The organism is Pseudomonas sp. H1_G08, assembly GCF_054681355.1.
In genome coordinates this window covers 5013262-5037745 of record NZ_CP162822.1, presented here as the reverse complement: position 1 = coordinate 5037745, position 24484 = coordinate 5013262, and the positions used below count along the sequence as shown (strand labels likewise).

The following is a 24484-nucleotide window of genomic DNA, read 5'->3' as shown; positions in this document are numbered from 1 at the left end:
TGCCGGCGATAGCGGCAGCGCAGGCACCAATGCATACCCTGCATAAAACTCATTCCCCAAATGCACTTGCCGAACACCCTCACCGACAGCGAAAACCCTCACCTGTCCCACTGACCGGTGAACTCCATGCCCACCCCATCCAACCCCGTGCGCAACGTGCTGTACATCATGTGCGATCAACTGCGCCGCGATTACCTGTCCTGCTACGGACACCCGTATCTGCACACACCGAACATCGATCGCCTCGCTGCCGAAGGCGTTCGTTTCAGCCGTGCCTACACCCAAGGCACGATCTGCGGCCCGTCGCGGATGTCGGCCTACACCGGGCGCTATGTCAGCAGTCATCAAGTGGCCTGGAACTCGGTGCCGTTGCCGCTGGATGAATTAACGATCGGCGATTACCTGCGACCTCACGGCATCCGCACCGCGCTGGTCGGCAAGACCCATGCGACGGCCAATGTCGACGCCTTGCAGCGGCTGGCGATCAACCCGCAAAGCGCGCAAGCCGAGTTGCTCAATGAGCTCGGCTTCGAACCGTACCTGCGCCACGACGGCATCTACCCCGACGATCCGTCATTCGACGACAAGCGCGAATCCGCGCCCTATACCCAATACCTGCGCGCGCAGGGCTTCGATGGCAAGAATCCCTGGCACGACTGGGCGAATGCCGCCGAAGGCGAGAACGGTGAAATCCTCAGCGGCTGGAAAATGCGTCATGCGAATTTGCCAGCACGAATTCCCGAGCAACACTCAGAGACTGTCTACACTACAACTCGGGCCATCGACTTCATCGCTGAGCAAGGCGAGAAATCCTGGTGTTTACACCTCTCGTACATCAAACCACATTGGCCATATATCGTACCGTCGCCATACCACGCCTTGTACAGTACGAAATCGATTCTGCAACCGATCCGCGCGACGCTCTCCGAAGCCAGCAAACACCCCGTATACACTGCCTTTCGCCAACATGAGGAAAGCCGCAACTTCTCCCGCGATTCAGTACGATTGAATGTAATCCCCACCTACATGGGCCTGATCAAGCAAGTGGATGATCAGTTGGGGAGACTGTTCGATTTTCTACAGAGCAACGGGCGCTGGGATGACACGTTGATCGTGTTCACCAGCGATCACGGCGATTTCCTCGGCGATCATTGGCTCGGCGAGAAGGAGTTTTTGCTGGAGCAGGCGGTGGGTGTGCCGTTGATCGTGCGCGATCCTCGGGGGGCGGCGGATGTCACTCGCGGCACTGTCGATGAGCGCTTGGCAGAAACCATCGATGCGCTGCCGACATTTCTTCAAGCACTGGGATTGCCGGCAGCAGAGCATCGGCTTGAAGGGCGTTCATTGATCCCGTTGCTGCACGGGGAAAATCCCGATTGGCGCCGCTATGCAATCAGCGAATACGACTACGCCTTCCAGGCCCCGGCGCGGGAACGTCTCGGCCAGCCGATCGACCGTTGCCGCATGACCATGGTGCGCAGCGAGCGCTGGAAATACCTGGCGTACGACGGGTTTAGACCGCAGCTGTTTGATCTGTTGAATGATCCGCAGGAGCTGAATGATCTGGGTGAGGACCCGGCATACGCGGCGGTGCGCGAGGAGCATGCCGGATATCTGTTTGAGTGGATGAGGGGGTTGAAGCGGCGGACGACGATCAGCCATCCGGAGATCGATTTGCGCGGGCAGCGGTTTCGTTATGGCGAACCGGAAACCGAGAAGGTTGTTCAGATTGGTGTTTGGTAGCGGGAAGAGCCCCTCACCCTAACCCTCTCCCGGAGGGAGAGGGGACTGAATGGGGGATATTTCAGAGGTGCACCGACCTGATCCAGCTTCACCGAATCCATAATCGATAAGGTCTTTCAGGTCGATGCATAACGCGAGATAACTCGGTCGGCTCCCTCTCCCTCTGGGAGAGGGCTGGGGTGAGGGGCTCTTGATCTTCAATCACGACCTTTGATGGTCTGGCTGCGCTGCCCATTCACCCCCACCGGCACCTCGCCCTTGAGCGTCACCCGGCGCACCACGCGATCCTGGGTGCCGTAATCATCAATCGCGTAATGCTGCGTCGAGCGGTTGTCCCAGATCGCCACATCTCCAGCCTGCCAGCGCCAGCGCACGGTGTTTTCCTGGCGGATCACATGGCTCTGCAGCAAGCCGAACAGGTGTGCCGAATCGGCCTGTGAATAACCTTTGATGCGTTTGACGAAATGCCCCAGCAGCAAGCTCTTCTCGCCGCTGATCGGGTGCACGCGCACCACCGGGTGCTCGGTTTCGTAGACGGTCGAGGTGAAGACTTTGCGATAGCGCTCCAGCTTCTCTGCCGAGACGTCCGGCTTCGCCCCGGCGTAGTCGTACTCGTTGCTGTGCACAGCGGTCAGTTTGTCGGCCAGCTCACGCAGCTCGCTCGGCAAACCGCTGTAAGCGGTCGCGGTGTTGGCCCACAGCGTATCGCCGCCGAATGCCGGCGCAACCACCGAGCGCAGGATCGATGCTTTCGGATAGGCATCAACGAAGGTCACGTCGGTGTGCCAGGAATTGGCGCGCTGGCCCTCGGCGCCGTCCAGCTCCAGAAGGTAGCGAGTGCCTTCACGCACCGGCACGGTCGGGTGCGCCACCGGTTCGCCAAGCAGATGGGCAAAGGCTTCCTGACGCTGATCGTCGAGTTGCGTCTGCTCGCGGAAGAACAGCACTTTGTATTCGACCAAGGCTTGCTGGATGGCTTCGACAGTGGCGGCGTCCAGCTCACCGGACAGGTGAACGCCGCGGATTTCGGCACCGATACGACCGGCCACCGGGTGAATTTCCAGCGCGTGAGAAACGGGTTTTACAGCGAGTGCGGCATTGCTCATGGGAAGACCCTCATCGACGGCTTGCGGTTTTGACGGCAGCGAAACAACGCTCTATCTATATTCCATTTACATCTAATAGATAATCACATGCTTCGTTGACGGAATAAGAGCTTGCATTTAAAACCTCAAGCAACCCTCGTCGCAAATGCCTTCGAGCTATTTTTAGGATGCCGGAAAAGCATATGGATCTTCGCCAGTTGCGCTACTTCATCGCCCTTAACGAACACCGCAGTTTTGTCCGTGCGGCAGACGCCATGGGCATCACTCAACCGGCGTTCAGCCGCAGCATTCAGGGGCTGGAGCAGGAATTCGGTTGCGTGCTGGTCGATCGCGGCAACAAGGATCTGCGCCCTACGCCCGAAGGCCAGGTGGTGCTGCAACACGCCCTGAGCCTGGTGCAGGGCGCAGCTTTGCTCAGCGCCGAAGTGACGCAGATGACCAAGCTCGACGCTGGCGAAGTGCACTTCGGCTGCGGCCCGGCGCCGGCAGTGAAACTGGTGCCGGATGCGGTGGCGCAGTTCATCAATGCGCACCCGAAAGTGCGCACCTGTTTTCAAGTGGATAACTGGGAAAAACTCAGCCGTGCGCTGAGCCGCGAAGAGATCGAATTCTTCATCGCCGACATCCGCCATTTCGAGTCCGACCCGAATTTCCAGACGCAACCGCTGACGCCCAAGCGCGGCGTGTTTTTCTGCCGGCCGGGGCATCCGTTGCTGGCCAAGGAAAGCCTGTCGACCAACGACATGTTCGACTACCCGCTGGCCGCCACACTGATCCCGCCGGGCATTCGCAAGTTGCTGGCGAATCTCAGCGGGCGCATCGATTTCTCGCCGACCATCGAGACCGAGCACTTTCCGGCACTGGTCAAAGTGGTGCTGCAATCCAATGCGATAGGTGTCGGTACCGAGGAGGCGTTTGCCGAGGATGTCGCCAAGGGCTCGCTGGTGCTGCTGCACTGGCGCAACCTGCCGCAGAACCTCGAAACGATGAACGCGCGCTGCGGCATCGTCAGCCGCACCGGGTTTCGACTATCACCAGCAGCGAGGGCAATGATCGAGACGTTGATCGCGTTGGATCGGCAGGACGTCAGCGTCGCCGTCTGAAAACCTTCGTGGCACACGCCGATCGTTCCCACGCTCTGCGTGGGAATGAATCCCGTGACGCTCTGCGTCACAAAGGACGCGGAGCGTCCTCGGCTGCATTCCCACGCGGAGCGTGGGAACGATCTGGAAGCTAAAGCCTGGCTGCAGAAAGCTCTGGCGCCACCCAATCGCTGATCTTGAACGGCTTGCGAATCAGCTTCTGCTGCGCCGCCAGGTCGACCTTGTCCTGCAGGCCGCTCAAGAACACCGGATCCAGTGTCGACGGGAAAATCTCACTGAGATTCTGGTCCTTCAGATCCTGAGCCAGAATCACCGGCGGATAACTGGCCAGCCCTGATACCAGCTGCACATAGGCGTCCTTGTTGCTGTCCTGCGTCAGCCACTCGACCGCTTGCTGCTGCGCCTTGAGCAGTTTCGCAATGACCTCAGGATGGGCGTCGACAAACTTGCCATTACCCAGCAGCACCGCCTGCACGCTGCCAGCGCCGCCAAGGTCCTTGGTGTTGAGCGGCAATTCCGCCAGGCCTTTGGCTTGCAAGGCACTCAGCGCGGAGCTGCCCCACGAGGCATCGATCTGCTTGGCCGCGAGTGCCGAAACCGCCGCGTTGAAATCCAGATTGATGACCTTCAGATCCTTCTCGCTCAGGCCCTGACTGGCCAGCGCCGCATCGAACGACAGCTGCGTCGCCGTCCCGCGAAAGATCGCCACGCGTTTGCCCTTGAGATCCTGCAAGGTCTTGATTCCCGAGCCCGGCACCACGCCGAGGTATTGCTTGACCCCACGCGCCGTGGCGCTGAGCAGGCGCGTGTCCAGACCGTTGGACTTGCCGATGATCGCGGCCAGATCACCGAGATAGGCCAGATCGACCTGCCCATTGGCAAACGCCTCATTGATCACCGGCCCGGCGCCCTTGAAGAAACTCCACTGGATCTTGATGCCCTGCTCGGCGAAGGCCTTTTCGAAGATCTGCTGATCGCGCAGCACATCGACGATGCCGCCGCCGCTGTGTTGAGTGCCGGCGCTGAGGTCGGGCACGGCGATGCGGATTTCCTTGAGTTCTTCGGCTTGGGCGCCAAGCGCAAGAAAGCCTGCAAGCGCCGGGGCGGCCAGCAGGCTGATGATTCGTTTGAAGGGAAGGTTCATGGGTGCGGCTCCTTGATCGCTGAGGAGCCGAAAGTAGGCCGGATGCACACCTTCACTTAAATACTATAAATGCACATTTTTATATCCATATGAGCTAAGCGAGGGCGTGTGCGGTTTGCAGCGCGATATGCATTAACAGCATCGAAAATATTCTTCGAATGCATTGGATGCGCGTAAGCAGGCAAGCCTTAAATGGATTCGCTTATCTCCCGATAGCATCGAACGCAACTTTGTTAGATCAGTTTCATATATGACGAAACCCAGTGTGGGAGCGAGCCTGCTCGCGAATAGGCCATACCAGCCGACATCAGTGCTGCCTGAAACAGCCATTCGCGAGCAGGCTCGCTCCCACATGAAAAGCGGTTCGCCATGCAACCCGACAACGGAGGTCACCCATGGCCCGTCAATCTCTGCTCAGCCTGCCGCTGGCCGCGCCGCCGCTGAAAAGCCGTCGCACCTGGCCGAGCCTGAATCAACGCCTGTTGCCCTGGCTGTTGCCCGTCAGCCTGTTCGTCCTGTGGTGGCTGGCCGCGCGCAATCAGTGGATGAGCGAGCAGATCCTGCCGGCGCCATCGCTGGTGTGGAGCAGCGCTGTGGAACTGGCCCAAGGCGAGTTGTGGAGTCATTTGTGGATCAGCCTGCAACGGTTGTTCTGGGGCTTGTTGGCAGGCGTTTCGACCGGCGCGGTGCTTGGCGCCGCACTGGGCTTCAGTCGACGTCTGGAGCGCCTGGTTTTTCCGACATTCGCCGGATTGGCGCAGGTGCCGACGCTGGCGTGGATTCCGCTGTTCATGGTGTTCTTCGGCATCGGCGAAGTGCTGAAACTGGTGGTGCTGATCAAGGCCATTGTGGTGCCGGTGACCTTGCACACACTGGTTGGCGTGCGCGATGCGCAACCGAAACTGCGCGAAACCGCCGCCGTGCTGCGCCTGCCGCCGCTTCTGCTGATTCGGCGTCTGGTGCTCCCAGCGGCGTTGCCGGCGTTCATGGCCGGTGTGCGCCTGGCATTCGCCGCCGGCTGGACCTCGTTGCTGGCGGTCGAGCTGCTGGCCTCCAGTGAAGGCATCGGCTATCTGATGGTCTGGGCGCGGCAGCTGTTCATGCTCGACATCGTGTTCGTGTGCATCGTGGTCATCGGTCTGATCGGTGTGGCCATGGATCGCGGCATCGGCCTGCTCGACCGCAGACTGGTGCACTGGCCGCACCCGGCCACCGCGCAAATCACTCGCGGCCCGCGCTATCAGGGCTGGCAACGCCTGCAACCGTGGCTGTTGCCGCTGGGCTTGTTGGCGCTTTGGCAAACGGCCAATGATCAGCAGTGGGTCGACGCGAATATTCTGATCAGCCCTGCGGCTGTGCTGAGCACGACATGGGACGGACTGCTCGACGGCACGCTGGTCAACGGCATGGCGCTGAGCCTGAGCCGCACCCTGGGCGGCTTGCTGATCGGTGGCGGCCTCGGCTTCGCCCTGGGCTTGCTCCTCGGCCTGTCGCGTTTCAGCGAACGCCTGCTCGGCCCGACACTCGCCGCACTGCGGCAGATTGCGATTTTCGCCTGGGTGCCACTGCTCACCGCGTGGTTCGGTCTCGGCGAACTGGCCAAGTGGGTCTTTGTCGCCCTCGCTGCTTTCTTTCCGCTGTTCGTCGCCACCCAGCGCAGCGTCGCCAACCTCTCGCCGCAACTCAACGAAGCCGCGCAAGTGCTGCGCCTGAGCCTCGGCCAGCGCCTGCGTCGACTGGTCCTTCCCGGTGCTGCGCCGGGGATTTTCGCAGGGCTCAGATTGAGCCTGATCTACGCCTGGCTCGGCACCATCGGCGCTGAATATTTCATGCCGTCCAATGGCGGCATCGGCAGCCAGATGATCGGCGCGCAGCAGCTGTTGCGCATGGATCTGATCATGGCCGGCATGCTGCTTGTCGGCCTCACCGGCGCCCTGCTCAACCTGATCGGCCAACGCCTGGAAATTCGCGCGACCCGCTGGAGACACGCATGAACGCACCGATTGTCAGCTTCAACCACGTAGGCAAATCCTTCGCCGTCAACGGTTTCGAACTGGAGGCGATTCGCGAATTCAACCTGGACATTGCCGAGGGCGAATTCGTCGCCATCGTCGGCTCCAGCGGCTGCGGCAAATCCACTTTGCTGCGTTTGCTGGTCGGCCTCGACACCGAGTTTCGCGGGCACATCAGTGTCGATGGCAAGGCCGTCAGCGGCATCGGCGGCGAGCGCGGTATCGTCTTTCAGGAACATCGTCTGTTTCCGTGGCTGACAGTCGCCGACAACATCGGCCTGGGCCTGGTCAATGAACCGCTGAGCGGGGCGCAGAAACAACAACGCATCAAGGATTTCATCGAACTGGTCGGCCTCAGTGATTTCACCCAAGCCTATCCGCATCAACTCTCCGGCGGCATGGCGCAACGCGTGGCGATCGCGCGCGGCCTCGTCGCCAGCCCGCGAATCCTGTTGCTCGACGAACCCTTCGGCGCCCTCGACGCACTGACCCGCCAGCAAATGCAGGACGAACTGCTGGCAATCCGCGAACGAGCAAAGATCACCACGATTCTGGTGACCCACGATGTCGAGGAAGCGATTTTTCTGGCCGATCGCGTGGTGGTGATGGAGCCGCGTCCGGGGCGGATCAAGCAAGTGGTCGACATCGCCCTGCCGCACCCGCGCCAGCGCAGCAGTTACGACTTTCATCAGCTGCGCGAAGAACTGCTGCACGAGCTGACCAGTGATGACCATTACCAACCGAGCGCACCGGTGCAGATCCGCGATCTGCCGCTGACGTTCATTGCCTGCTGAACAGGAGTTTCGCGATGCCGCAACGTCCCAACTTTCTAGTGATTCTGGCCGACGACCTAGGCTTTTCCGACATCGGTGCGTTCGGCGGCGAAATCGCTACGCCGAACCTCGATGCGCTGGCCGAGAACGGTCTGCGCCTGACCGATTTCCACACCGCACCGACCTGCTCGCCGACGCGCTCGATGCTGCTGACCGGCACCGATCACCACATCGCCGGCATCGGCACCATGGCCGAAGCGTTGACCCCGGAACTGATCGGCAAACCTGGCTACGAAGGCTACCTGAATGACCGCGTCGTCGCCCTGCCCGAGCTGCTGCGCGAGGCCGGCTATCAAACCTTGATGAGCGGCAAATGGCATTTGGGTCTGAAGGCTGAACTGGCGCCCCATGCGCGCGGTTTCGAGCGCTCGTTTTCACTGTTGCCGGGCGCTGCCAACCACTATGGTTTCGAGCCGACCTACGATGAGCAAACGCCGGGCCTGCTGAAATCCACCCCGGCGCTGTACATCGAGGACGATCAGTTTGTTGACGAGTTGCCGAAGGATTTCTATTCCTCCGATGCCTTCGGCGACAAGCTGCTGCAGTACCTCAAGGAACGCGATCAGACCCGGCCGTTCTTCGCTTACCTGCCCTTCTCCGCGCCGCACTGGCCGCTGCAGGCACCGGCCGAGATCGTCGAGAAATACCGTGGCCGCTATGACGCCGGCCCACAAGTGCTGCGCCTCGAACGCCTGGAAAAACTCAAGGCACTGGGTCTGATCGAGGCAGACGTCGAACCGCACCCGCTGATTCAGCTCAGCGCGCAGTGGGACGCGATGAGCGATGAACAAAGGCAGATTTCCGCACGAGCCATGGAGGTCTACGCGGCGATGGTCGAGCGCATGGACTGGAACATCGGCCGGGTCGTCGATTACCTGCGCCAGCAAGGCCAGCTCGACAACACCTTCATCCTGTTCATGTCCGACAACGGTGCCGAAGGCGCGCTGCTGGAAGCGTTCCCCAAATTCGGCCCGGAGCTGATGACCTACCTCAACCAGCATTACGACAACAGCCTCGACAACATCGGCCGGGCCAATTCCTACGTCTGGTACGGGCCGAACTGGGCGCAAGTGGCAACCGCGCCGTCACGCTTGTTCAAGGCTTTCACCACCGAGGGCGGGATCCGCGTGCCGGCGCTGCTGCACTATCCACAATTGCCGCTGAAAGGGCAGATCAGCCATGGTTTCGGCACGGTGATGGACATCACCCCGACCATTCTCGATCTGGCTGGCGTGCGGCATCCGGGCAAACAGTGGAAAGGCAAAGCCGTGGCGCCACTGCGCGGCAAGTCGTGGCTGGGCTTCCTGTCCGGCGAGACCGCGCAGGTGCATGACGAGCATACGGTCACCGGTTGGGAATTGTTCGGACGCCGGGCGATTCGCCAGGGCTCGTGGAAAGCGGTATGGATCCCCGGGCCGGTCGGGCCAGCGACCTGGCAGCTTTATGATCTGGCGAATGATCCAGGGGAGATTCATGATCTGGCGTTGAGTCAGCCGCAGAAACTCACTGACCTGATCGGGCATTGGCAGCGGTATGTAGAAGAGACCGGGGTGATCCTCAGTGCTTCGCCGTTTCAGCCGGATTGAACCAAGATCAAAAGCCCCCCTCACCCCCAGCCCTCTCCCTGAGGGGGAGGGGGAAAGGGAGCAGATCTTCATGCTTTTCCAACCTGAGGTCGGCTCGAAATTTCAGGTCGATGTATCCAGCATAAACAGCTAGATCAGTCCCCTCTCCCCTGGGAGAGGGTTAGGGTGAGGGGCATCTTTCAGGCCTCCACCGCCTCCCCGGACACCACTTCCTCATCTCCGCGCACAAACCGGTTCGCCCGGCCAAACGTGCCGAAATCATTGAACCGCACGCCCATCTCGCGCATCACCTTGTGCGCCACCGGCACGGTCATCTGACGAATGTAAAACGGCTCCTTGACCACGAAATGATGAATCCCGTGACTGCTGCCGAAGTTGAAGCAGAACGCTTGCAACGGCCACAGCCACCACGGGTTCAGCACCTGGCATTGCTGCAGCACATTGCCCGGTTCGACGTCGCCGTAGTAATGCATGTTCGAGCTGATGAAGTGCAGGCAGAAAGTGCGCAGCACGTTGGGGCCGATGATCACCACGGCGGCGATATCGATCACCTGCATCACCGACAGCGTGGTGGCCGACCATTCGATGGGCGAGCCGAGCAAATGCGCAATGCCATTGGCCGCGTGAAAGCCGAGAAACACATACCACGCGCCCCAATGCAGCAGCGCCAGCGGTGCGTAGACCTTGAGCACGCGTTTGGCGATGCTCCACTTGTGTGCCCAGGTCCTGGCGCGGAGCAGGCGGATAAACGCCGACATGACGTTATCGCCAACCATCAGCAGACGGGCAAACCCCCACGGCTCGCCATTGGTGATTGCGCGCTCTTCCATGTCGGCTTCAGTGCCGGAAACCTTGTGATGGTTGAGGTGCAGATGACGACGGATCCACGGGTTGATCGTGCTCGGTCGCGCCAGCCAGACCAGGCCCATCATCAGGTTGTGCGGCACGCGCTGCTTGCGGAAGTACATGCTGTGGATCAGGTCGTGTTCCAGCTCATGGGTCAGCGAGGCGAAAAAAGCATTGAACAGCAGGCACACCCACCAGGCCATATGGCCAGTGATGTACAGCGCCGCCGAGCCGATCATCCCGGCCAGCGCCAACGCCAGAATCCCCGCACCGAGGGCGTCCTGATGCTGAAGAATCGGGTAGCGCTCACGCAATTGCGCACCCTTGGCCAACACCACTTGGCGAATATGTACCGAGCGCTGCGCCGCATTCAGTCGTTCAGGGCTTGCAGAAGTACCGTCCATGCTTCCATCCTCGGGTCTAAGATGAATGCATCGTGCCTTGCCGGGGTTCGATCCGCGCTAGCCAAGAACGCCAACCTGTTGACCGGACGCGCCAATCAGCATGAAGGAACCGACCTCCCTCGCCAGCTGGACCCGCGCCTTGCGCAAACAACTCGACGCGCTCGGGCTGGACAGCCTTGCCTTGTGCCTACAGGCCGGGCTCGACCCAGCGCTGATGGACGACCCAAACGCGCGCTATCCGCTGTCCGGCACCACGCGCTTGTGGGCACTCGCCGTGCAGGCCAGCGGCGACCCGGCGCTGGGCTTGCGCGTGTCGCGTTTCGTCAGCCCGACCACGTTCCACGCGCTCGGTTATGCGCTGGTGGCCAGCGGCAGCTTGCGCGAAGTGTTCGAGCGCATCGTGCGCTATCACCCAGTGGTCAGCGATGCGCTGGAGCTGGAGCTGAGCCGTAGCAATGACCGTTATCAATTTCGCCTGAAAATCCCGCCCGGCAACCCGGCGCCGGCCGTCGAAGCCATCGACGCCTTCGCGGCGATCTACGTACGCACCTGCCGCAATCGCCTCGGCCGTGACTACGCACCGCTGGCGGTGTACTTGCGCCGCCCCGAACCGAGCGATGCCCAGCAATGGCACAAAGTCTTCCGCGCGCCAGTGTATTTTTCCGCCACCGAAGACCGCCTGGAATTCGCCCTCGGCGACTTCGACAGCCACCTCGACGACGCCAACCCGGAACTGGCCGAGCACAACGAAGCCGTACTCAAACGCACCCTCGCCCAGCTCAAACCGCTGACCTGGGAGCGCAAGGTGCGCGATGCCATTGAAGAACAACTGCCCGAAGGCGAACCGAGCGCCGAGCGCATCGCCCAGGCCTTGCACCTGAGCCTGCGCAGCCTGCAGCGGCATCTGGCGGATGAGGGTTGTCGCTTCGATACCCTGCTCAACGAAAGCCGCGAGAATCTGGCGTTGCTGCACCTGCGTGACCCGCAGTGTTCCTTGAGTGAAGTCAGCTATCTGCTGGGATTCGCCGACACCAGCAGCTTCAGCCGCGCGTTCAAGCGCTGGACCGGGATGACGCCGGGGCAGTTTCGCGATCAGTTGCGCTGAGTTTCAACTGTTGCGCAGGCTGCGCGCCAGACCGGCCGACCATTGTTCGATCATTGCAGCGCCCACCTCTGCGAAGGCAGGATGATTTGCGCTGTACTCCGCCATTTCGCCCAGCGCTTGCTGTACACCCTGCGCGACCATTTGCAGTAACTGGTTGCAACGCGCTTCACTTAGATTGCAGGCCGTACGACCAAACCTGGTAAGCATTTTATGCTTGGGCCACGCCTTCGAACCGCCCAACAGCAGTGCCATGCTATCGCTCTTGATGTACACCGACGTGGTGATGATGTCGTACGCCGGAGCCAGCCTGACCAATGCGCGCTCGCCACAATCCTCATAGAGCACGCCAAAGTTTTTCAGGTGGGCATCGCCGTTTTTCAATGCCGCCGATAAAGCGACAATCTTGAAGAAAGCTTCCAGTGCGTGCTTGAGTAATGAGGGCGAAACAAACGCCTTGATCTGCCGTGCGACTCCTTCGTAAGAGCCATCGTATTTGGCCTTCGACGGCCAGCCGTTGAGCACGCAAAAGTCTTCGAAACCGAGGTTTCCGGTGTCGCTCAAGTCAAAACGCTCGATGACGAGAAACTTGCCATGCTCGCTGAGTTCGAAATGCGGCACGTCGAGGCCACAAAGTTGCGCAGCGCGCAGGCAGAAATATTCGTTGGTTGCCAGCTCGGGATACTCTTCGGCACGGAAGGCTTTGACCAGATGAGTCGAGCCTCGGTGCGTCAGTCGGTCTATTGCAGCGGCACTGTCACGCACCAACACTTTGGGCTGCACGCCTGAAACTCCGGAATACTGCCCGTAAGTCTGCAAAAGATCCTCGAACAAACCTTGCGCACCGTCATGAACCAACAATTCAGCCAGCGAGGTTTCAGGTGGACGATCAGTTGTCGATGCGCTCGCGATCGAAAGACGCCCGAGTTGATGAGGGCCGACGATACTTAGTAAAGCGAAGTCATCGAAGCCGCGCACGGCTTTGCTGAAACGCCGGACCAACTCATCGCGCAACGCACCTTCAGGAAGATTCATCTCGAATATCGGATGAATGCCGCGTTCATAACCATAACTTTCCAGGCGTGTCGGCATGGTCAGCGAAACGGCATTTTCATCAATCGCATCGTCCCGATAGCTGAACACGCTGTCGACACCTGCGTGCCCGCGCCCCAATCTTCCAACCTCATGGCCGCCGACGCAGACCTGCAAGCGGTCCAATGCCTCAGTCATGGAAGTTCACCTTGCGCAGCGTGTCGAGTGTCGGCCGTCGAGAGGCGCGGGGGATTGCGGCCAATCCGTAGCCGAATCCGTTAAGAATCGCTTCGACTTTACGCAGACCGATTTCCGAGATTGTGTTGTTTTCAATCCCCGAGATTGTTGCGCGGCTCATGCCGTATTGCTGCGCCAAAGCTTGCTGGGACAGCTTTTCAGCCTTACGCAAGCTTCTGATCAACTCGCCAATTTTTTCCATCACCGCCCCAGATGCATTGTTTACAATGCAAATCCACTAAAAAAAATTAACTGCATCATAAGCAATGCAATTAATTGAGCTTAGCGTAGATGGTCAGCCATCGCTAACGTCTTAACACCGCCCCGCAAACCCTAACTCAAACACCGTCCCCCCCACATCACTCCTCACCCGCACCTGCCCGCCATGCAACTGCATGATCGACTGCACGATCGCCAAACCCAGCCCACCCGAATCTCCCGGTTCCGCACGTGAAGGATCGACGCGGTAGAAACGGTCGAACAGTTTGCCCAGATACTCAGGCGCGATGACCGGGCCGTGGTTGTGCACTTGCAGCCAGCACATACCCGGTTCATCGCGGCGTTGCAGACTGATCAGGCTGTCGGGGTCGGCGTGGCGTACGGCGTTGGCCAGCAGGTTGCCGAGGGCGCGTTGCAGCAGTTGCTGGTCGGCGAGCAATTCGCCGTGCATGCGGTTTTGCAGTTGGAGGTCGCGGTCATCGGCCAGGGCTTCGAAGTAATCGCAGAGTTCGTCGCCGACGTTGCGCAAGTCCAGTGTATGCAGATTGAGCGCACGTTCGGCCTGTTCGGCGCGGGCGAGGAACATCAGGTTCTCGGCCATGCGCTTGAGCCGTTCGAACTCTTCCATGTTCGAGGCCAGCACTTCCTGATATTCGGCCGTGCTGCGCGGATGGTTCAGGGCCTGGCCGTTGCTGGCGAGCAAGGTGTGCAGAGGGGTGCGGATTTCGTGGGCGAGGTCGGCGGAGAATTGCGACAGGCGCTGCACGCTGTCGTCCAGCCGCGCCAGCATGGTGTTGAGCGCGTGCACCGGCTCGCGCAGTTCGGTCGGCGTGCCCTCGGTAGGCAGGCGTCGATCGAGGCTGCGCAGATCGATACTGCGCACCGCTTCGCTCAACTGATGCAAGGGCTGCAAGCCACGCCGCAGCAATAACAGGCCCAGAGCAAACGCGAGCACCGCGCCGAGGCCGACGGACAGGTACAGACGCAGGCGATAACTGCCGAGCATCTGCTCACGCTCGGTGAGCACTTTGCCGGCGATCACCGTGAGGGTTTCACCGTTGGGGCCTTGGGCCTGGCCGGACAGCAAGGCCAATTCGGCGCCGTCGCTGGCCTGCCAGGTGAGCACGTCACGGCGCTGCGGCATTTGCTCTCGCGGTAATGCATTGAGCGCGGGCAGTTCACGCTGACGCGGGTTGATCGCGATCACGCTGGAGCCGTCGGCCCGACGCACCAGCAGCAGACTGTCGAGATTACCGAGCATGTTCTGATACAACCGTGGCCGTGCCTGCAAGGCGTCGAGGCTGTCGCTGTCGGCGAGCAAGGCGCGTACTTGCTCGAGGCGACCGAGCAAGGCCATGTCATCACGAAAGGCCAATTCCGAGGCCAGCGAGCGGTAGAGAAACACGCCGATTGCGCTCAGCACCAGCGCGCAGACCATGGCGAAGGCCAGTGCCAATCGCCAGGCGATCGACTTACTCCACATCGTCCGGCGCTTCCAGTTGATAACCGACGCCGCGCACGGTGTGGATAAGTTTCGGCATGTACGGATCATCAACCTTGGCGCGCAGACGCCGGACGGCGACTTCGACCATGTTGGTGTCGCTGTCGAAATTCAGGTTCCACACTTGCGAGGCGATCAGCGTGCGCGAAAGCACTTCGCCCTGGCGGCTGGCGAGCAGTTGCAAGAGGGCGAATTCCTTGTTGGTCAGGGCAATGCGCTGGCCGCCGCGACTGACCCGTCGGCGCAATACGTCGATTTCCAGGTCGGCGATGCTGTACGACTCGGCTTCGCGCATCGGCCCGCGCCGCAGCAGCGTGCGCACGCGCGCGAGCAGTTCGGCGAAAGCGAAGGGTTTGAGCAGGTAGTCATCTGCGCCCAGCTCAAGACCACGCACACGGTCTTCGATAGCGTCCTTGGCGGTGAGAAACAGCACCGGTGTGGCGCCGCGCTGGCGAATCAGCTGGAGCAATTGCCAGCCGTTGAGGCCGGGCAGCATCACGTCGAGGATGATCAGGTCGTATTCCTGCTGCTCGATAAAATAGCGGCCGTCGAGGCCATTGAGCGCCACATCCACGGCGAAACCCGACTCGCCCAGGCCCTTGGCGAGGAAATTGGCGGTTTTGGCTTCATCTTCTACGACCAGCAAACGCATGGCACACCTCGATTGATCAGGTACACAGGCTAGGCGTGTTCGGCGCCGTTGCCCATTACAAACTTGTAATCCGCCTGACGGAGTTCTGACGAAGTGCGCCGGTTAAGGTGCAGACCTTCCCAACCGGAGCCTGCACATGACCGTCAAATACCTTGTCGCCAGCCTGATCCTCGGCCTCAGCGGCGCAGCAAGTGCCACGCCAGAACTGCCGCGCCACGCCGATCTCGACCTGAAAACCGCACGCTGGCTGGCGGACAAGGCGATGAGCAGTTGCACCGGCACGGTGTCGGTGCTCGACCGTGGCGGCAACCTGCTGGTGACTCTGCGTAGTGACGGCGTTGGCCCGCACAACACCGCCGCCAGCCAACGCAAGGCTTACACCGCGCTGTCGACCAAGACGCCGACGCGGCTGTTCGCCGAGCGCGCCCGCAGCAACCCGGAAACCGCCAACCTCAACACCCTCGATGAATTGCTTTTGCTCGGCGGCGGCATTCCGTTGTTCGCCGGCAGCGAACTGGTCGGCGCCATGGGCGTGGCCGGTTCCGGCGGCGGTGAGCAAGACGAAAACTGCGCCCGCGCCGCCGCCGACAAAGCCGGCCTGACCATCACCCGTTCCCACTAAGGAGATCCACCATGACCACCCTGCGCATGACTCTCGCCGCCCTCGGCCTGAGTGCTGTTTCCAGCCTGACGATGGCCGCCGGCAATCCGCTGAGCGTGCACGTGCTCAACCTGGAAAACGGCCTGCCGTCACCGGGCATCAACGTCACCCTGGAAAAACACGTCGGCGAAAACTGGCAGCCACTGGCCCAAGGTACCACCAACGAACAAGGGCGGATCGCCGAACTGTTCCCGGCCAAACAGCCATTCGAAGCCGGTGAATACCGCGTGGTGTTCAAGACCGGCGAGTACTACCAGAAGATCAAGCACGAGACGTTCTTCCCGGAAATTCCGGTGATCTTCCAGGTCAAGCAGACCGATCAGCACTACCACATCCCGCTGCTGCTGAGCCCGTACGGTTTCTCGACCTATCGCGGTTCGTAATCCAAACGCAGATCCTTCGTAGGAGTGAGCCTTTGTGGTGAGGGGATTTATCCCCGCTGGAGTGCGCAGCAGTGCCTTTTTTCAGGGCCGCTTCGCGCCCCAGCGGGGATAAATCCCCTCGCCACAGGTGCCAGTTCCGACATTGGATCGGTTTCAGTTTTCAGATCGTGGCCAAGGCACGCAATCTCACCGCATCGAGAATTTCGATTTCGCCGTATGCGAGCCCGATAATCCCCTGCCCCTGCAGATCCTTGAGGATCTGATTGGTGGTCTGCCGCGACAGCGACAGCATCGCCGCCAACTGCTCCTGCGGTAGTTGCAGCGTCCGGCGTGGTGCGTCGAGTTCGCCGTAGCCTTCGGCAATCATCAGCAGCCGATGGGCGAGACGCGCCGGGGCTGGCAGCAGGCTCAGCTGTTCGAGATTGATGAAGGCCAAGCGCAATTTGTGGCTCATCAGCAGCGCCAGATGCCGCCAATGCTGCGGCTGTTCGTCGAGCAATTTGAGCAATGCCGCTTGCGGAACATTCAGCAAGGTGCACGACCCGACTGCATAGGCATCGTGAGTGCGAGGCTGGCCATCGAACAGGCAGATTTCGCCGAACCAGTGCGGCGCTTCCACCAGACTCAGCAAGGCCTCCTTGCCCTGCTCGCTGACCGCGCCAATGCGCACTGCGCCATCGAGCACTGCATACAGACCGCACGGCGCATCGCCACGCTGGAACAGTCGTTGTCCCGCCGTCAGCCGCCGCTCCCGGGCCAGCGCCAGCAGGCTATCCTGAAAAGATGCAGGCAAATGGCTGAACCACTGGCCGCTGAGCAACCGTGCACGAATTTGCATAACCACTCCTGGAGTGTCGCCTGCCCGACAGAGCGAACGCGGATCCCGAGGGATGATGCATTCAACCCCACTGGAGGAACAACAATGAAAAGCCTCGTCGACCACCTCAGTCAATACGCCGCCTACCACCGCGACCCGCGCAACATTGCCAGCCACTTTATCGGCATTCCGCTGATCGTGGTGGCGGTGGCTGTCCTGCTGTCACGGCCGCAGTGGGAGCTGGGCGGGCTGTGGATATCTCCAGCCGTTGTGGTGGCGCTGGCCTCGGCGTGGTTTTACCTGCGTCTGGAGTTGAAGCTTGGCGTGTTGATGACAGTACTGATGGGGCTGTCGGTGTGGGCCGGGCATGCACTGGCGCAGCAGAGCACCATGGTCTGGCTGAGCAGCGGCCTGGCGATGTTCGTGATCGGCTGGGTGATCCAGTTTGTCGGGCATCACTATGAGGGGCGCAAACCGGCGTTTGTCGATGACATCAGCGGGCTGATTGTCGGGCCGTTGTTCGTTGTGGCTGAGTTGGCGTTTCTGCTGGGGATGCGGCAGGAATTGAAACAAGAGATCGAGTTGCGGGCGGGGGTGGTGCGGGTCAATCCGAATCGCGCTGCTGTCTAGATCGTATTCGCGAGCAGGCTCGCTCCCACATTTGGAATGAGTTTTCCCTGTGGGAGCGAGCCTGCTCGCGAAGCTTTTGCCTTTAAATATTGGCGACTTTCTGCCAGACCTTCGGCTTGAAGAACAGGGTTTCACCCTTGGCCAACCCGATCAGGCTGTCGTGGTCTTTCACCACTTCGGCCTCGATCAAATCCGTCTGCCCCTCAACCTTCAACGTCACCCGCGTGGTCGCGCCCAACGGCCGGATATCGCGCACTTCAGCGGCATGGTGATCTTCCAGCTCATGCTTGGACAACGACACTTCATGCGGGCGGAACAGCACGTGGTTGTCGTCGCTCAACAGCAAGCGGTTCGAATCGCCGAGGAAGTGATAGACGAAATCGCTGGCCGGGTTTTCGTAGACGTCGCCCGGTGAGCCGATCTGCTCGATCACACCCTTGTTCATCACCACGATGCGGTCGGCGACTTCCATCGCTTCTTCCTGGTCGTGGGTCACGAACACCGAAGTCAGGTTGATGTCTTCGTGCAACCGCGCCAGCCAGCGCCGCAGTTCCTTGCGCACCTTGGCGTCGAGGGCGCCGAACGGTTCGTCGAGCAGCAGCACTTTAGGTTCCACCGCCAGGGCACGGGCCAACGCGATGCGCTGACGCTGGCCACCGGACAACTGCTCCGGGTAGCGATCCGACAACCAGTCCAGTTGCACCATGTTCAGCAGTTCGTGAACCTTGGTGGCGATCTGGCTTTCGCTCGGGCGCTGGTTTTTCGGTTTCATCCGCAGGCCGAACGCGACGTTGTCGAACACCGTCATGTGGCGGAACAAGGCGTAATGCTGGAACACGAAACCGACGTTACGATCACGCACATCGTGGCCGGAAACGTCCTCGCCGTGAAAAACGATGTTGCCCTGATCCGGGGTTTCCAGACCGGCAATAATGCGCAGCAAGGTGGTTTTGCCGCAGCCCGACGGGCCAAGCAGCGCGACCAGTTCACCGCTGTGGATATCCAGGCTGATGTTGTCCAGCGCCTTGAACGCGTTGAAATTCTTGCTGACGTTACGCACTTCGATCGACATGAATTATTCCTCCGCGGCGCTGGCGCGCAGGCGGTTGATACGGTTTTCGCTCCACTGCTTGAGCAGCAGGATGAAGAGCGCCAGGATCAGCAACAGGCTCGCCACGGCGAACGCGGCCACGTGGTTGTATTCGTTGTAGAGGATCTCGACGTGCAGCGGCAAGGTGTTGGTCACCCCGCGAATGTGCCCGGAAACCACCGACACCGCACCGAACTCGCCCATGGCCCGCGCGGTACACAGCACCACGCCATAAATCAGGCCCCACTTGATGTTCGGCACGGTGACGTGCCAGAACATCTGCCAGCCATTGGCACCGAGCAGGCGCGCGGCTTCCTCCTCTTGGGTGCCTTGTTCCTGCATCAGCGGAATCAGTTCACGGGCCACGAACGGCACGGTGACGAAAATCGTCGCCAGCACAATGCCCGGCAGGGCGAAGACGATCTGGATGTCGTGATCCTGCAGCCACGGCCCGAACAGGCCCTGCGCACCGAACATCAGCACGTAGACCAGACCGGCGATCACCGGCGACACCGAGAACGGCAGGTCGATCAGCGTCACCAGCATGCTCTTGCCACGGAACGAGTATTTGCTCACGCACCACGCCGCGCTGACGCCGAACACCAGGTTCAGCGGCACCGAAATCAGCACCGCGAATACGGTGAGTTTCAGTGCCGAAAGCGCGTCCGGCTCAAAGATCGCGGTGAAGAACGCACCGAGGCCATTCTTCAAACCCTGCGACACCACGATGAACAATGGCAGCAGCAGAAACAGGAAAAAGATCAGCCAGCCAAGACCGATCAGGACTCTGCGCGAAGTGGCGCTGCCACGCCGCGCTGCGTTGGCCGAAGAGGCGGCCGCAATGGACGATTGGGACATGTTCGCGCCTCCTTATGGGGTTTCGATGCGCCGCTGCAGCAAGTTGATCAGCAGCAACAGGATGAAGGAAACCACCAGCATCAATACGCCGATGGCGGTAGCGCCGGTGTAATCGTATTGGTCGAGTTTGACCATGATCAGCAGCGGCAGGATCTCGGTTTTCATCGGCATGTTGCCGGCGATGAAAATCACCGAACCGTACTCGCCGACGCCACGCGCGAACGCCAGCGCAAAACCGGTCAGCCAGGCGGGCAGCAGTGCCGGAACCAGAATGTGGCGAAATACCTGCCATGGCTTCGCACCCAGGCACGCCGCCGCTTCCTCGACTTCACGGGGAATATCGGCCAGCACCGGTTGCACCGTGCGCACCACGAACGGCAGCGTGACGAAGGTCAGTGCGAGGGTGATGCCCAGTGGGGTGTAGGCGATTTTGAAACCGAGATCGGCAGCGAACTGCCCGACCAGCCCGGCCGGCGCGTACAGCGCGGTCAGCGCGATACCGGCCACAGCGGTCGGCAGGGCGAACGGCAGATCGATCATCGCATCGATCACCTTGCGCCCGGGGAAGGTGTAGCGCACCAGCACCCAGGCCAGCAACGTGCCGATGATGCCGTTGATGATCGCCGCACACAGCGCGGTACCGAAGCTCAGCTTCAACGCCGCCAGCACCCGCGGTGCGGAGATGATCGTCCAGAACTGATCCCAGGTCAGCTGGGCGGCGTGGACGAACATCGCCGCCAGCGGGATAAGCACAATCAGGCTGAGGTACACCAAGGTGTAACCCAGCGTCAGCCCGAAGCCGGGTATGACGGGGGAGATACGACGCGACATAAAAGTCCCTGGTTGAAAACGCATCAATGTGGGAGTGAGCCCTGTGGTGAGGGGACTTATCCCCTCACCACAAAAGCTCAGTCCCACATGTCATGTGCCCAGACATCAGGCCGGTTGAAGGCGAGATTACTGCGCCTGATAAATCTGGTCGAACACGCCGCCGTCGTTGAAGAATTTCGGCTGCGCGGATTTCCACCCGCCGAAGTCCTTGTCGATGGTCACCAGTTCCAGTTTCGGGAACTGCTGGGCGTACTTGGCCGCTACGTCCTTGTCACGTGGACGATAGAAGTTTTTCGCGGCGATTTCCTGGCCGGCCGGGCTGTACAGATGTTTGAGGTAGGCTTCGGCGATCTGCGCGTTACCCTTCTTCTCGGCATTCTTGTCGACCACCGCCACGGGTGGTTCGGCGAGGATCGACAGCGACGGCACGACGATGTCGAACTTGTCTGCGCCGCCGTCTTCTTTCAGCGCCAGAAACGCTTCGTTTTCCCAGGCTAGCAATACGTCACCCTGACCGTTGTTGACGAAGGTGATGGTCGAACCACGGGCGCCGGTGTCAAGGATCGGCACGTGCTTGAACAGGGTCTGTACGTATTCCTTGGCCTTGGCTTCATCTCCGCCGTTGGCTTTCAAGCCATAGGCCCACGCGGCGAGGAAGTTCCAGCGCGCGCCACCCGAGGTTTTCGGGTTTGGTGTGATCACCGAGACATCGTTCTTGACCAGATCGCCCCAGTCCTTGATGCCTTTCGGGTTGCCCTTGCGCACCAGGAACACAATGGTCGAGGTGTACGGCGTGCTCGCCTCCGGCAGACGCTTCTGCCAGTCGGCGGGCAGGCTCTTGCCGAGCTTGGCGATTTCATCGATGTCACCGGCCAGGGCCAGGGTCACCACGTCAGCACGCAGACCGTCGATCACCGCACGGCCCTGCTTGCCCGAACCGCCATGGGACTGCTGGATTTTCACCGTGTCGCCGGCATGATCCTGCTGCCAGAACTTGATGAATTCGGCGTTGTATTCCTGATACAGCTCGCGCGTCGGGTCATACGACACGTTGAGCAGCTCGTAATCCTTGGCAACGGCGGAACCGGCAAACACGGCACTGGCCAGCGCGGCCAAAGCATAACGGCGAATCGACGACATGGTGAAAGCTCCTGGAATTCCTGGTGGTGGCTTGTTCTTATGTATTGCTGGAATCGGTCCCGTTTCAAAGATCGCCGCCTTGGCCAGCTCCTGCACACAGCCCCCTGTAGGAGCCGCCGAAGGCTGCGATCTTTTGATCTTCAGCTCAGCCCGGTTGCTTACCGGGTTGCTGCAAACGGAATTTCTCTTTGCGTTCGATCTGTACGACTTGCGCGTTGTGCACAGTGATCTCCACTGCGCCGAACCGCAGATCGCGCAGGGCACTCTGGATTTCACGCAAGATCGTGGCTTCGTCCTGACCGTCAACGCTGCGAAGGGATGCGCTCATGGTGCTGCTCCTTTGAAGGGGATTTGCCTGGCAGTGGGCGGCACTGCGTTCGGCGTGGGAGCAATATAAGAGAGGCACGGATATTCTTAAAAAGACTATTTAAGAATGTTTATATAACCAGAAAACAATATGAGAGTGGGCAAGGGGTTTGCGCTGATTTGAAGTCGTCAAAAGAACTTGTGGCGAGGGGATTTATCCCCGTTGGACTGCGTAGCAGTCCCATTTCTTGGGGCCGCTACGCGACCCAACGGGGATAAATCCCCTCACCACAAGGTCGGTGATAGCCATATAGGCCTTTTCAGCCAATCAATGGCGTTTTCGCCCAATCAAGCCGATCCGCAGACACCGGCCGCCCAAACCAGTAGCCCTGCCCCAGATCGCATTCCTGCGCCAACAGAAATGTCGCTTGCTCAGCCTGCTCGATCCCCTCGGCATGCACCTGCATACCCATGCTCCGCGCCAGCGCGATGATCACCCGGACAATCGCCACGTCATCCTCATCCCACGGCAACCCGGCGACGAAGCCCTGATCGATCTTGAGTTTCTGCACCGGCAGGCGCTTGAGCCGCAGCAACGACGAATAGCCGGTGCCGAAATCATCGATGGCCAGACGCACACCCAGCTCGCGCAAGCGATGCATCTGTTCCAGCGCCACTTCCGGATCATCCATCACCGCGCTTTCGGTAACTTCCAGTTCCAGATACGCCGGATCCAGCCCCGTGTCGTGCAGCACCTGCGCTACCTGCTGGAAAAGCTCACGTCGGGCAAACAGCCGCGAGGAGACATTCACCGCGACGAACGCCAGCACTACACCGCTCTGCTGCCATTGGCACATCTGTCGGCAGGCCTGCTGCATCACCCAGCCATCGATCTCGGCGATCAGCCCGGTGCGCTCGGCAATCGGAATGAATTCCGCCGGCGACACCAGCCCGCGCTGCGGATGCTGCCAGCGCACCAGTGCTTCGACGCCGACCAGACGGCCGCTTTGCAGGTCATGCACCGGTTGGTAGTAGACGCGCAGTTCCTCCTGCTCCAGTGCGCGGCGCAGCTCGAAGGCGATTTCGACCCGTTGCTGGGCATGGGCGGTCAGTTCTTCGGTGTACAGCGCGTAGCCATTGCGCCCGCTGCTTTTGGCCTTGAACAACGCACTGTCGGCATTGCGTAACAACTGCTCGGCGCTGAGGGCATCGCTGGGAAACAGGCTGATGCCGATGCTCGCGTTGATGAACAGTTGATCGCCATCTACCAGCACCGGCTCCTTCAACGCGTCCAGAGTCCGTTGCGCCAGCGCGGCGGCCTGGGCCGGCTGTGGACAACTTTCCGCGAGCACCGCGAACTCGTCACCGCCGAGCCGCGCCAAGGTAATGCCGTGGCCGAACAGTTCCTGCAAACGCGTCGCCACCGCTTTTAGCAACCGATCGCCGACGTTATGCCCGAGGCTGTCGTTGATCATCTTGAAATGATCCAGATCGAGCATCAGCAGCGCGCAGCCACGCTTGTGTGTCTGTGCCGACGCCAGCGCCTGCTCGGCGCGGTCGCTGAACAGCAGGCGATTGGGCAGATCGGTCAACGGATCGTGATGCGCCAAGTGTTTGAGCTCGGACTCGGAATCCTTGATCGCACTGATGTCGGAAAACACCGCCACGTAATGGCTGAGCCGGCCGAAATCATCGTGAATCACCCGAATGGTCTGCCACTGTGGATAAATCTCGCCGGTCTTGCGCCGGTTCCAGATCTCGCCGCTCCATTCACCTTCAGCCTCTAGGGTGGCGAACATCGCCTGATAGAAGCCCGGCGGATGATGGCCGGACTTGAACAGACTCGGCTGCTGGCCGATGACTTCGTCGCGCCGATAACCGGTGATCTCGATAAAGGCGCGGTTGACGTGAACGATCAGACCACGGTGATCGGTTACCAGCACGCCTTCGCGGGTGCAATCGAACACGGCGGCCGCCTGACGCAGGCGCTCCCGGTCGCTGTGGCGCTCGCGCAGGCGGGCACCGATGCCGAGAAACCGACACAGCCGCGCCCGCGCCAGAAAAATCAGCCCGGCGCTGACCGCTGCCAGCAAATAACCGTTGATCAGTTGCCAGCGGGCCAGCGCACTGGAGTCATCGAAGAATCTGCTTAATAAATGATCGGAAACCTGCAGCCACACGGCGGCGAGTACGAGGTAGAGCAGCGCTGCACGCAAGGCATCGCGGTAAGTCGCAGACATTCGGCCGT

General features: G+C 60.6%; 23 protein-coding genes. 9 read left to right on the top strand and 14 right to left on the bottom strand.

Features of this window, described 5'->3' with window-relative positions:
• Positions 1 to 126: 126 nt before the first annotated feature.
• Entirely contained in the window at positions 127 to 1743 is a 1617-nt protein-coding gene (locus tag AB4N85_RS22875; protein WP_460066014.1) for an alkaline phosphatase family protein, read from the top strand.
• Positions 1744 to 1940: 197 nt separating this feature from the next.
• Here the strand turns inward: AB4N85_RS22875 and AB4N85_RS22870 are convergent, their stop codons facing one another.
• A complete protein-coding gene (locus AB4N85_RS22870) occupies positions 1941 to 2849 on the bottom strand; it encodes a TauD/TfdA dioxygenase family protein (protein ID WP_056787022.1) in 909 nt (302 codons plus the stop codon).
• A 182-nt stretch (positions 2850 to 3031) separates the two neighbouring features.
• On the opposite strand from AB4N85_RS22870, the gene AB4N85_RS22865 reads away from it, so the two are divergent.
• Entirely contained in the window at positions 3032 to 3952 is a 921-nt protein-coding gene (locus tag AB4N85_RS22865) for a LysR family transcriptional regulator (RefSeq protein ID WP_095181123.1), read from the top strand.
• Between the two features lie 130 nt (positions 3953 to 4082).
• Here AB4N85_RS22865 and AB4N85_RS22860 read toward each other — a convergent pair whose 3' ends face one another.
• Positions 4083 to 5096 carry an ABC transporter substrate-binding protein gene (locus AB4N85_RS22860; RefSeq protein ID WP_460066011.1) on the bottom strand — a complete coding sequence of 338 codons (1014 nt, stop codon included), beginning with the start codon at positions 5094 to 5096 and terminating at the stop codon, positions 4083 to 4085.
• 395 nt (positions 5097 to 5491) lie between these two features.
• Between AB4N85_RS22860 and AB4N85_RS22855 the strand changes: the two genes are divergently transcribed.
• From AB4N85_RS22855 to AB4N85_RS22845, 3 genes are read left to right on the top strand one after another with little or no spacing between them, the layout of a single operon-like run.
• A complete protein-coding gene (locus AB4N85_RS22855; protein ID WP_460066009.1) occupies positions 5492 to 7090 on the top strand; it encodes an ABC transporter permease in 1599 nt (532 codons plus the stop codon).
• Positions 7087 to 7902 (top strand): ABC transporter ATP-binding protein, encoded by an 816-nt coding sequence (locus AB4N85_RS22850; protein WP_076564976.1) that lies wholly within the window; start codon positions 7087 to 7089, stop codon positions 7900 to 7902. Before AB4N85_RS22855 ends, AB4N85_RS22850 begins: the two co-directional genes overlap by 4 nt.
• A gap of 14 nt (positions 7903 to 7916) precedes the next feature.
• On the top strand, positions 7917 to 9527 hold the full coding sequence (locus tag AB4N85_RS22845) for an arylsulfatase (RefSeq protein ID WP_150743119.1): 1611 nt from the start codon (positions 7917 to 7919) through the stop codon (positions 9525 to 9527).
• Positions 9528 to 9706: 179 nt separating this feature from the next.
• On the opposite strand, the gene AB4N85_RS22840 is transcribed toward AB4N85_RS22845, so the two are convergent.
• Positions 9707 to 10777 (bottom strand): fatty acid desaturase, encoded by a 1071-nt coding sequence (locus AB4N85_RS22840; RefSeq protein ID WP_460066005.1) that lies wholly within the window; start codon positions 10775 to 10777, stop codon positions 9707 to 9709.
• Positions 10778 to 10877: 100 nt separating this feature from the next.
• Between AB4N85_RS22840 and AB4N85_RS22835 the strand changes: the two genes are divergently transcribed.
• Positions 10878 to 11882, top strand: coding sequence for an AraC family transcriptional regulator (locus tag AB4N85_RS22835; protein WP_460066003.1), 1005 nt, complete (start codon positions 10878 to 10880; stop codon positions 11880 to 11882).
• Between the two features lie 3 nt (positions 11883 to 11885).
• On the opposite strand, the gene AB4N85_RS22830 is transcribed toward AB4N85_RS22835, so the two are convergent.
• The 4 genes from AB4N85_RS22830 to AB4N85_RS22815 all read right to left on the bottom strand — a co-directional run bounded on the left by AB4N85_RS22830 (position 11886) and on the right by AB4N85_RS22815 (position 15520).
• Positions 11886 to 13109 (bottom strand): type II toxin-antitoxin system HipA family toxin, encoded by a 1224-nt coding sequence (locus AB4N85_RS22830; protein WP_460066001.1) that lies wholly within the window; start codon positions 13107 to 13109, stop codon positions 11886 to 11888.
• Complete coding sequence (locus tag AB4N85_RS22825; RefSeq protein ID WP_460065999.1) at positions 13102 to 13350, bottom strand: helix-turn-helix domain-containing protein; 249 nt, start codon at positions 13348 to 13350, stop codon at positions 13102 to 13104. Before AB4N85_RS22825 ends, AB4N85_RS22830 begins: the two co-directional genes overlap by 8 nt.
• A gap of 111 nt (positions 13351 to 13461) precedes the next feature.
• A complete protein-coding gene (locus AB4N85_RS22820; RefSeq protein ID WP_460065997.1) occupies positions 13462 to 14850 on the bottom strand; it encodes a heavy metal sensor histidine kinase in 1389 nt (462 codons plus the stop codon).
• Positions 14840 to 15520: a heavy metal response regulator transcription factor gene (locus AB4N85_RS22815; protein WP_041477440.1), complete on the bottom strand. Its 681-nt coding sequence runs from the start codon at positions 15518 to 15520 to the stop codon at positions 14840 to 14842. The genes AB4N85_RS22820 and AB4N85_RS22815 overlap by 11 nt, the downstream gene beginning before the upstream one ends.
• A 136-nt stretch (positions 15521 to 15656) precedes the next feature.
• Here AB4N85_RS22815 and AB4N85_RS22810 point away from each other — a divergent pair, with 136 nt between their 5' ends.
• Both AB4N85_RS22810 and uraH read left to right on the top strand, forming a co-directional pair.
• A complete protein-coding gene (locus tag AB4N85_RS22810; protein WP_460065995.1) occupies positions 15657 to 16142 on the top strand; it encodes a GlcG/HbpS family heme-binding protein in 486 nt (161 codons plus the stop codon).
• Between the two features lie 11 nt (positions 16143 to 16153).
• Entirely contained in the window at positions 16154 to 16564 is a 411-nt protein-coding gene (uraH, locus tag AB4N85_RS22805) for a hydroxyisourate hydrolase (protein ID WP_056786996.1), read from the top strand.
• A gap of 160 nt (positions 16565 to 16724) precedes the next feature.
• Here the strand turns inward: uraH and AB4N85_RS22800 are convergent, their stop codons facing one another.
• On the bottom strand, positions 16725 to 17402 hold the full coding sequence (locus AB4N85_RS22800) for a Crp/Fnr family transcriptional regulator (RefSeq protein WP_460065993.1): 678 nt from the start codon (positions 17400 to 17402) through the stop codon (positions 16725 to 16727).
• Between the two features lie 84 nt (positions 17403 to 17486).
• On the opposite strand from AB4N85_RS22800, the gene AB4N85_RS22795 reads away from it, so the two are divergent.
• Positions 17487 to 18011 carry an Mpo1 family 2-hydroxy fatty acid dioxygenase gene (locus tag AB4N85_RS22795; RefSeq protein WP_460065991.1) on the top strand — a complete coding sequence of 175 codons (525 nt, stop codon included), beginning with the start codon at positions 17487 to 17489 and terminating at the stop codon, positions 18009 to 18011.
• A gap of 82 nt (positions 18012 to 18093) precedes the next feature.
• Here the strand turns inward: AB4N85_RS22795 and AB4N85_RS22790 are convergent, their stop codons facing one another.
• From AB4N85_RS22790 to dibA, 6 genes are all read right to left on the bottom strand, one after another.
• A complete protein-coding gene (locus AB4N85_RS22790; protein WP_056786991.1) occupies positions 18094 to 19083 on the bottom strand; it encodes a sulfate/molybdate ABC transporter ATP-binding protein in 990 nt (329 codons plus the stop codon).
• Between the two features lie 3 nt (positions 19084 to 19086).
• The gene (gene cysW / locus AB4N85_RS22785) at positions 19087 to 19959 is read right to left on the bottom strand and encodes a sulfate ABC transporter permease subunit CysW (protein WP_041477435.1); all 873 of its coding nucleotides are present in this window, start codon (positions 19957 to 19959) and stop codon (positions 19087 to 19089) included.
• 12 nt (positions 19960 to 19971) lie between these two features.
• A complete protein-coding gene (cysT, locus tag AB4N85_RS22780) occupies positions 19972 to 20790 on the bottom strand; it encodes a sulfate ABC transporter permease subunit CysT (protein ID WP_016772245.1) in 819 nt (272 codons plus the stop codon).
• Between the two features lie 126 nt (positions 20791 to 20916).
• Positions 20917 to 21930 carry a sulfate ABC transporter substrate-binding protein gene (locus AB4N85_RS22775; RefSeq protein WP_024011134.1) on the bottom strand — a complete coding sequence of 338 codons (1014 nt, stop codon included), beginning with the start codon at positions 21928 to 21930 and terminating at the stop codon, positions 20917 to 20919.
• Between the two features lie 145 nt (positions 21931 to 22075).
• Positions 22076 to 22258, bottom strand: a complete 183-nt coding sequence (gene oscA, locus AB4N85_RS22770; RefSeq protein WP_041477433.1) for a sulfur starvation response protein OscA — start codon at positions 22256 to 22258, stop codon at positions 22076 to 22078.
• Between the two features lie 298 nt (positions 22259 to 22556).
• Positions 22557 to 24476, bottom strand: coding sequence for a phosphodiesterase DibA (dibA, locus tag AB4N85_RS22765; protein WP_460065987.1), 1920 nt, complete (start codon positions 24474 to 24476; stop codon positions 22557 to 22559).
• Between the last annotated feature and the right edge of the window lie 8 nt (positions 24477 to 24484).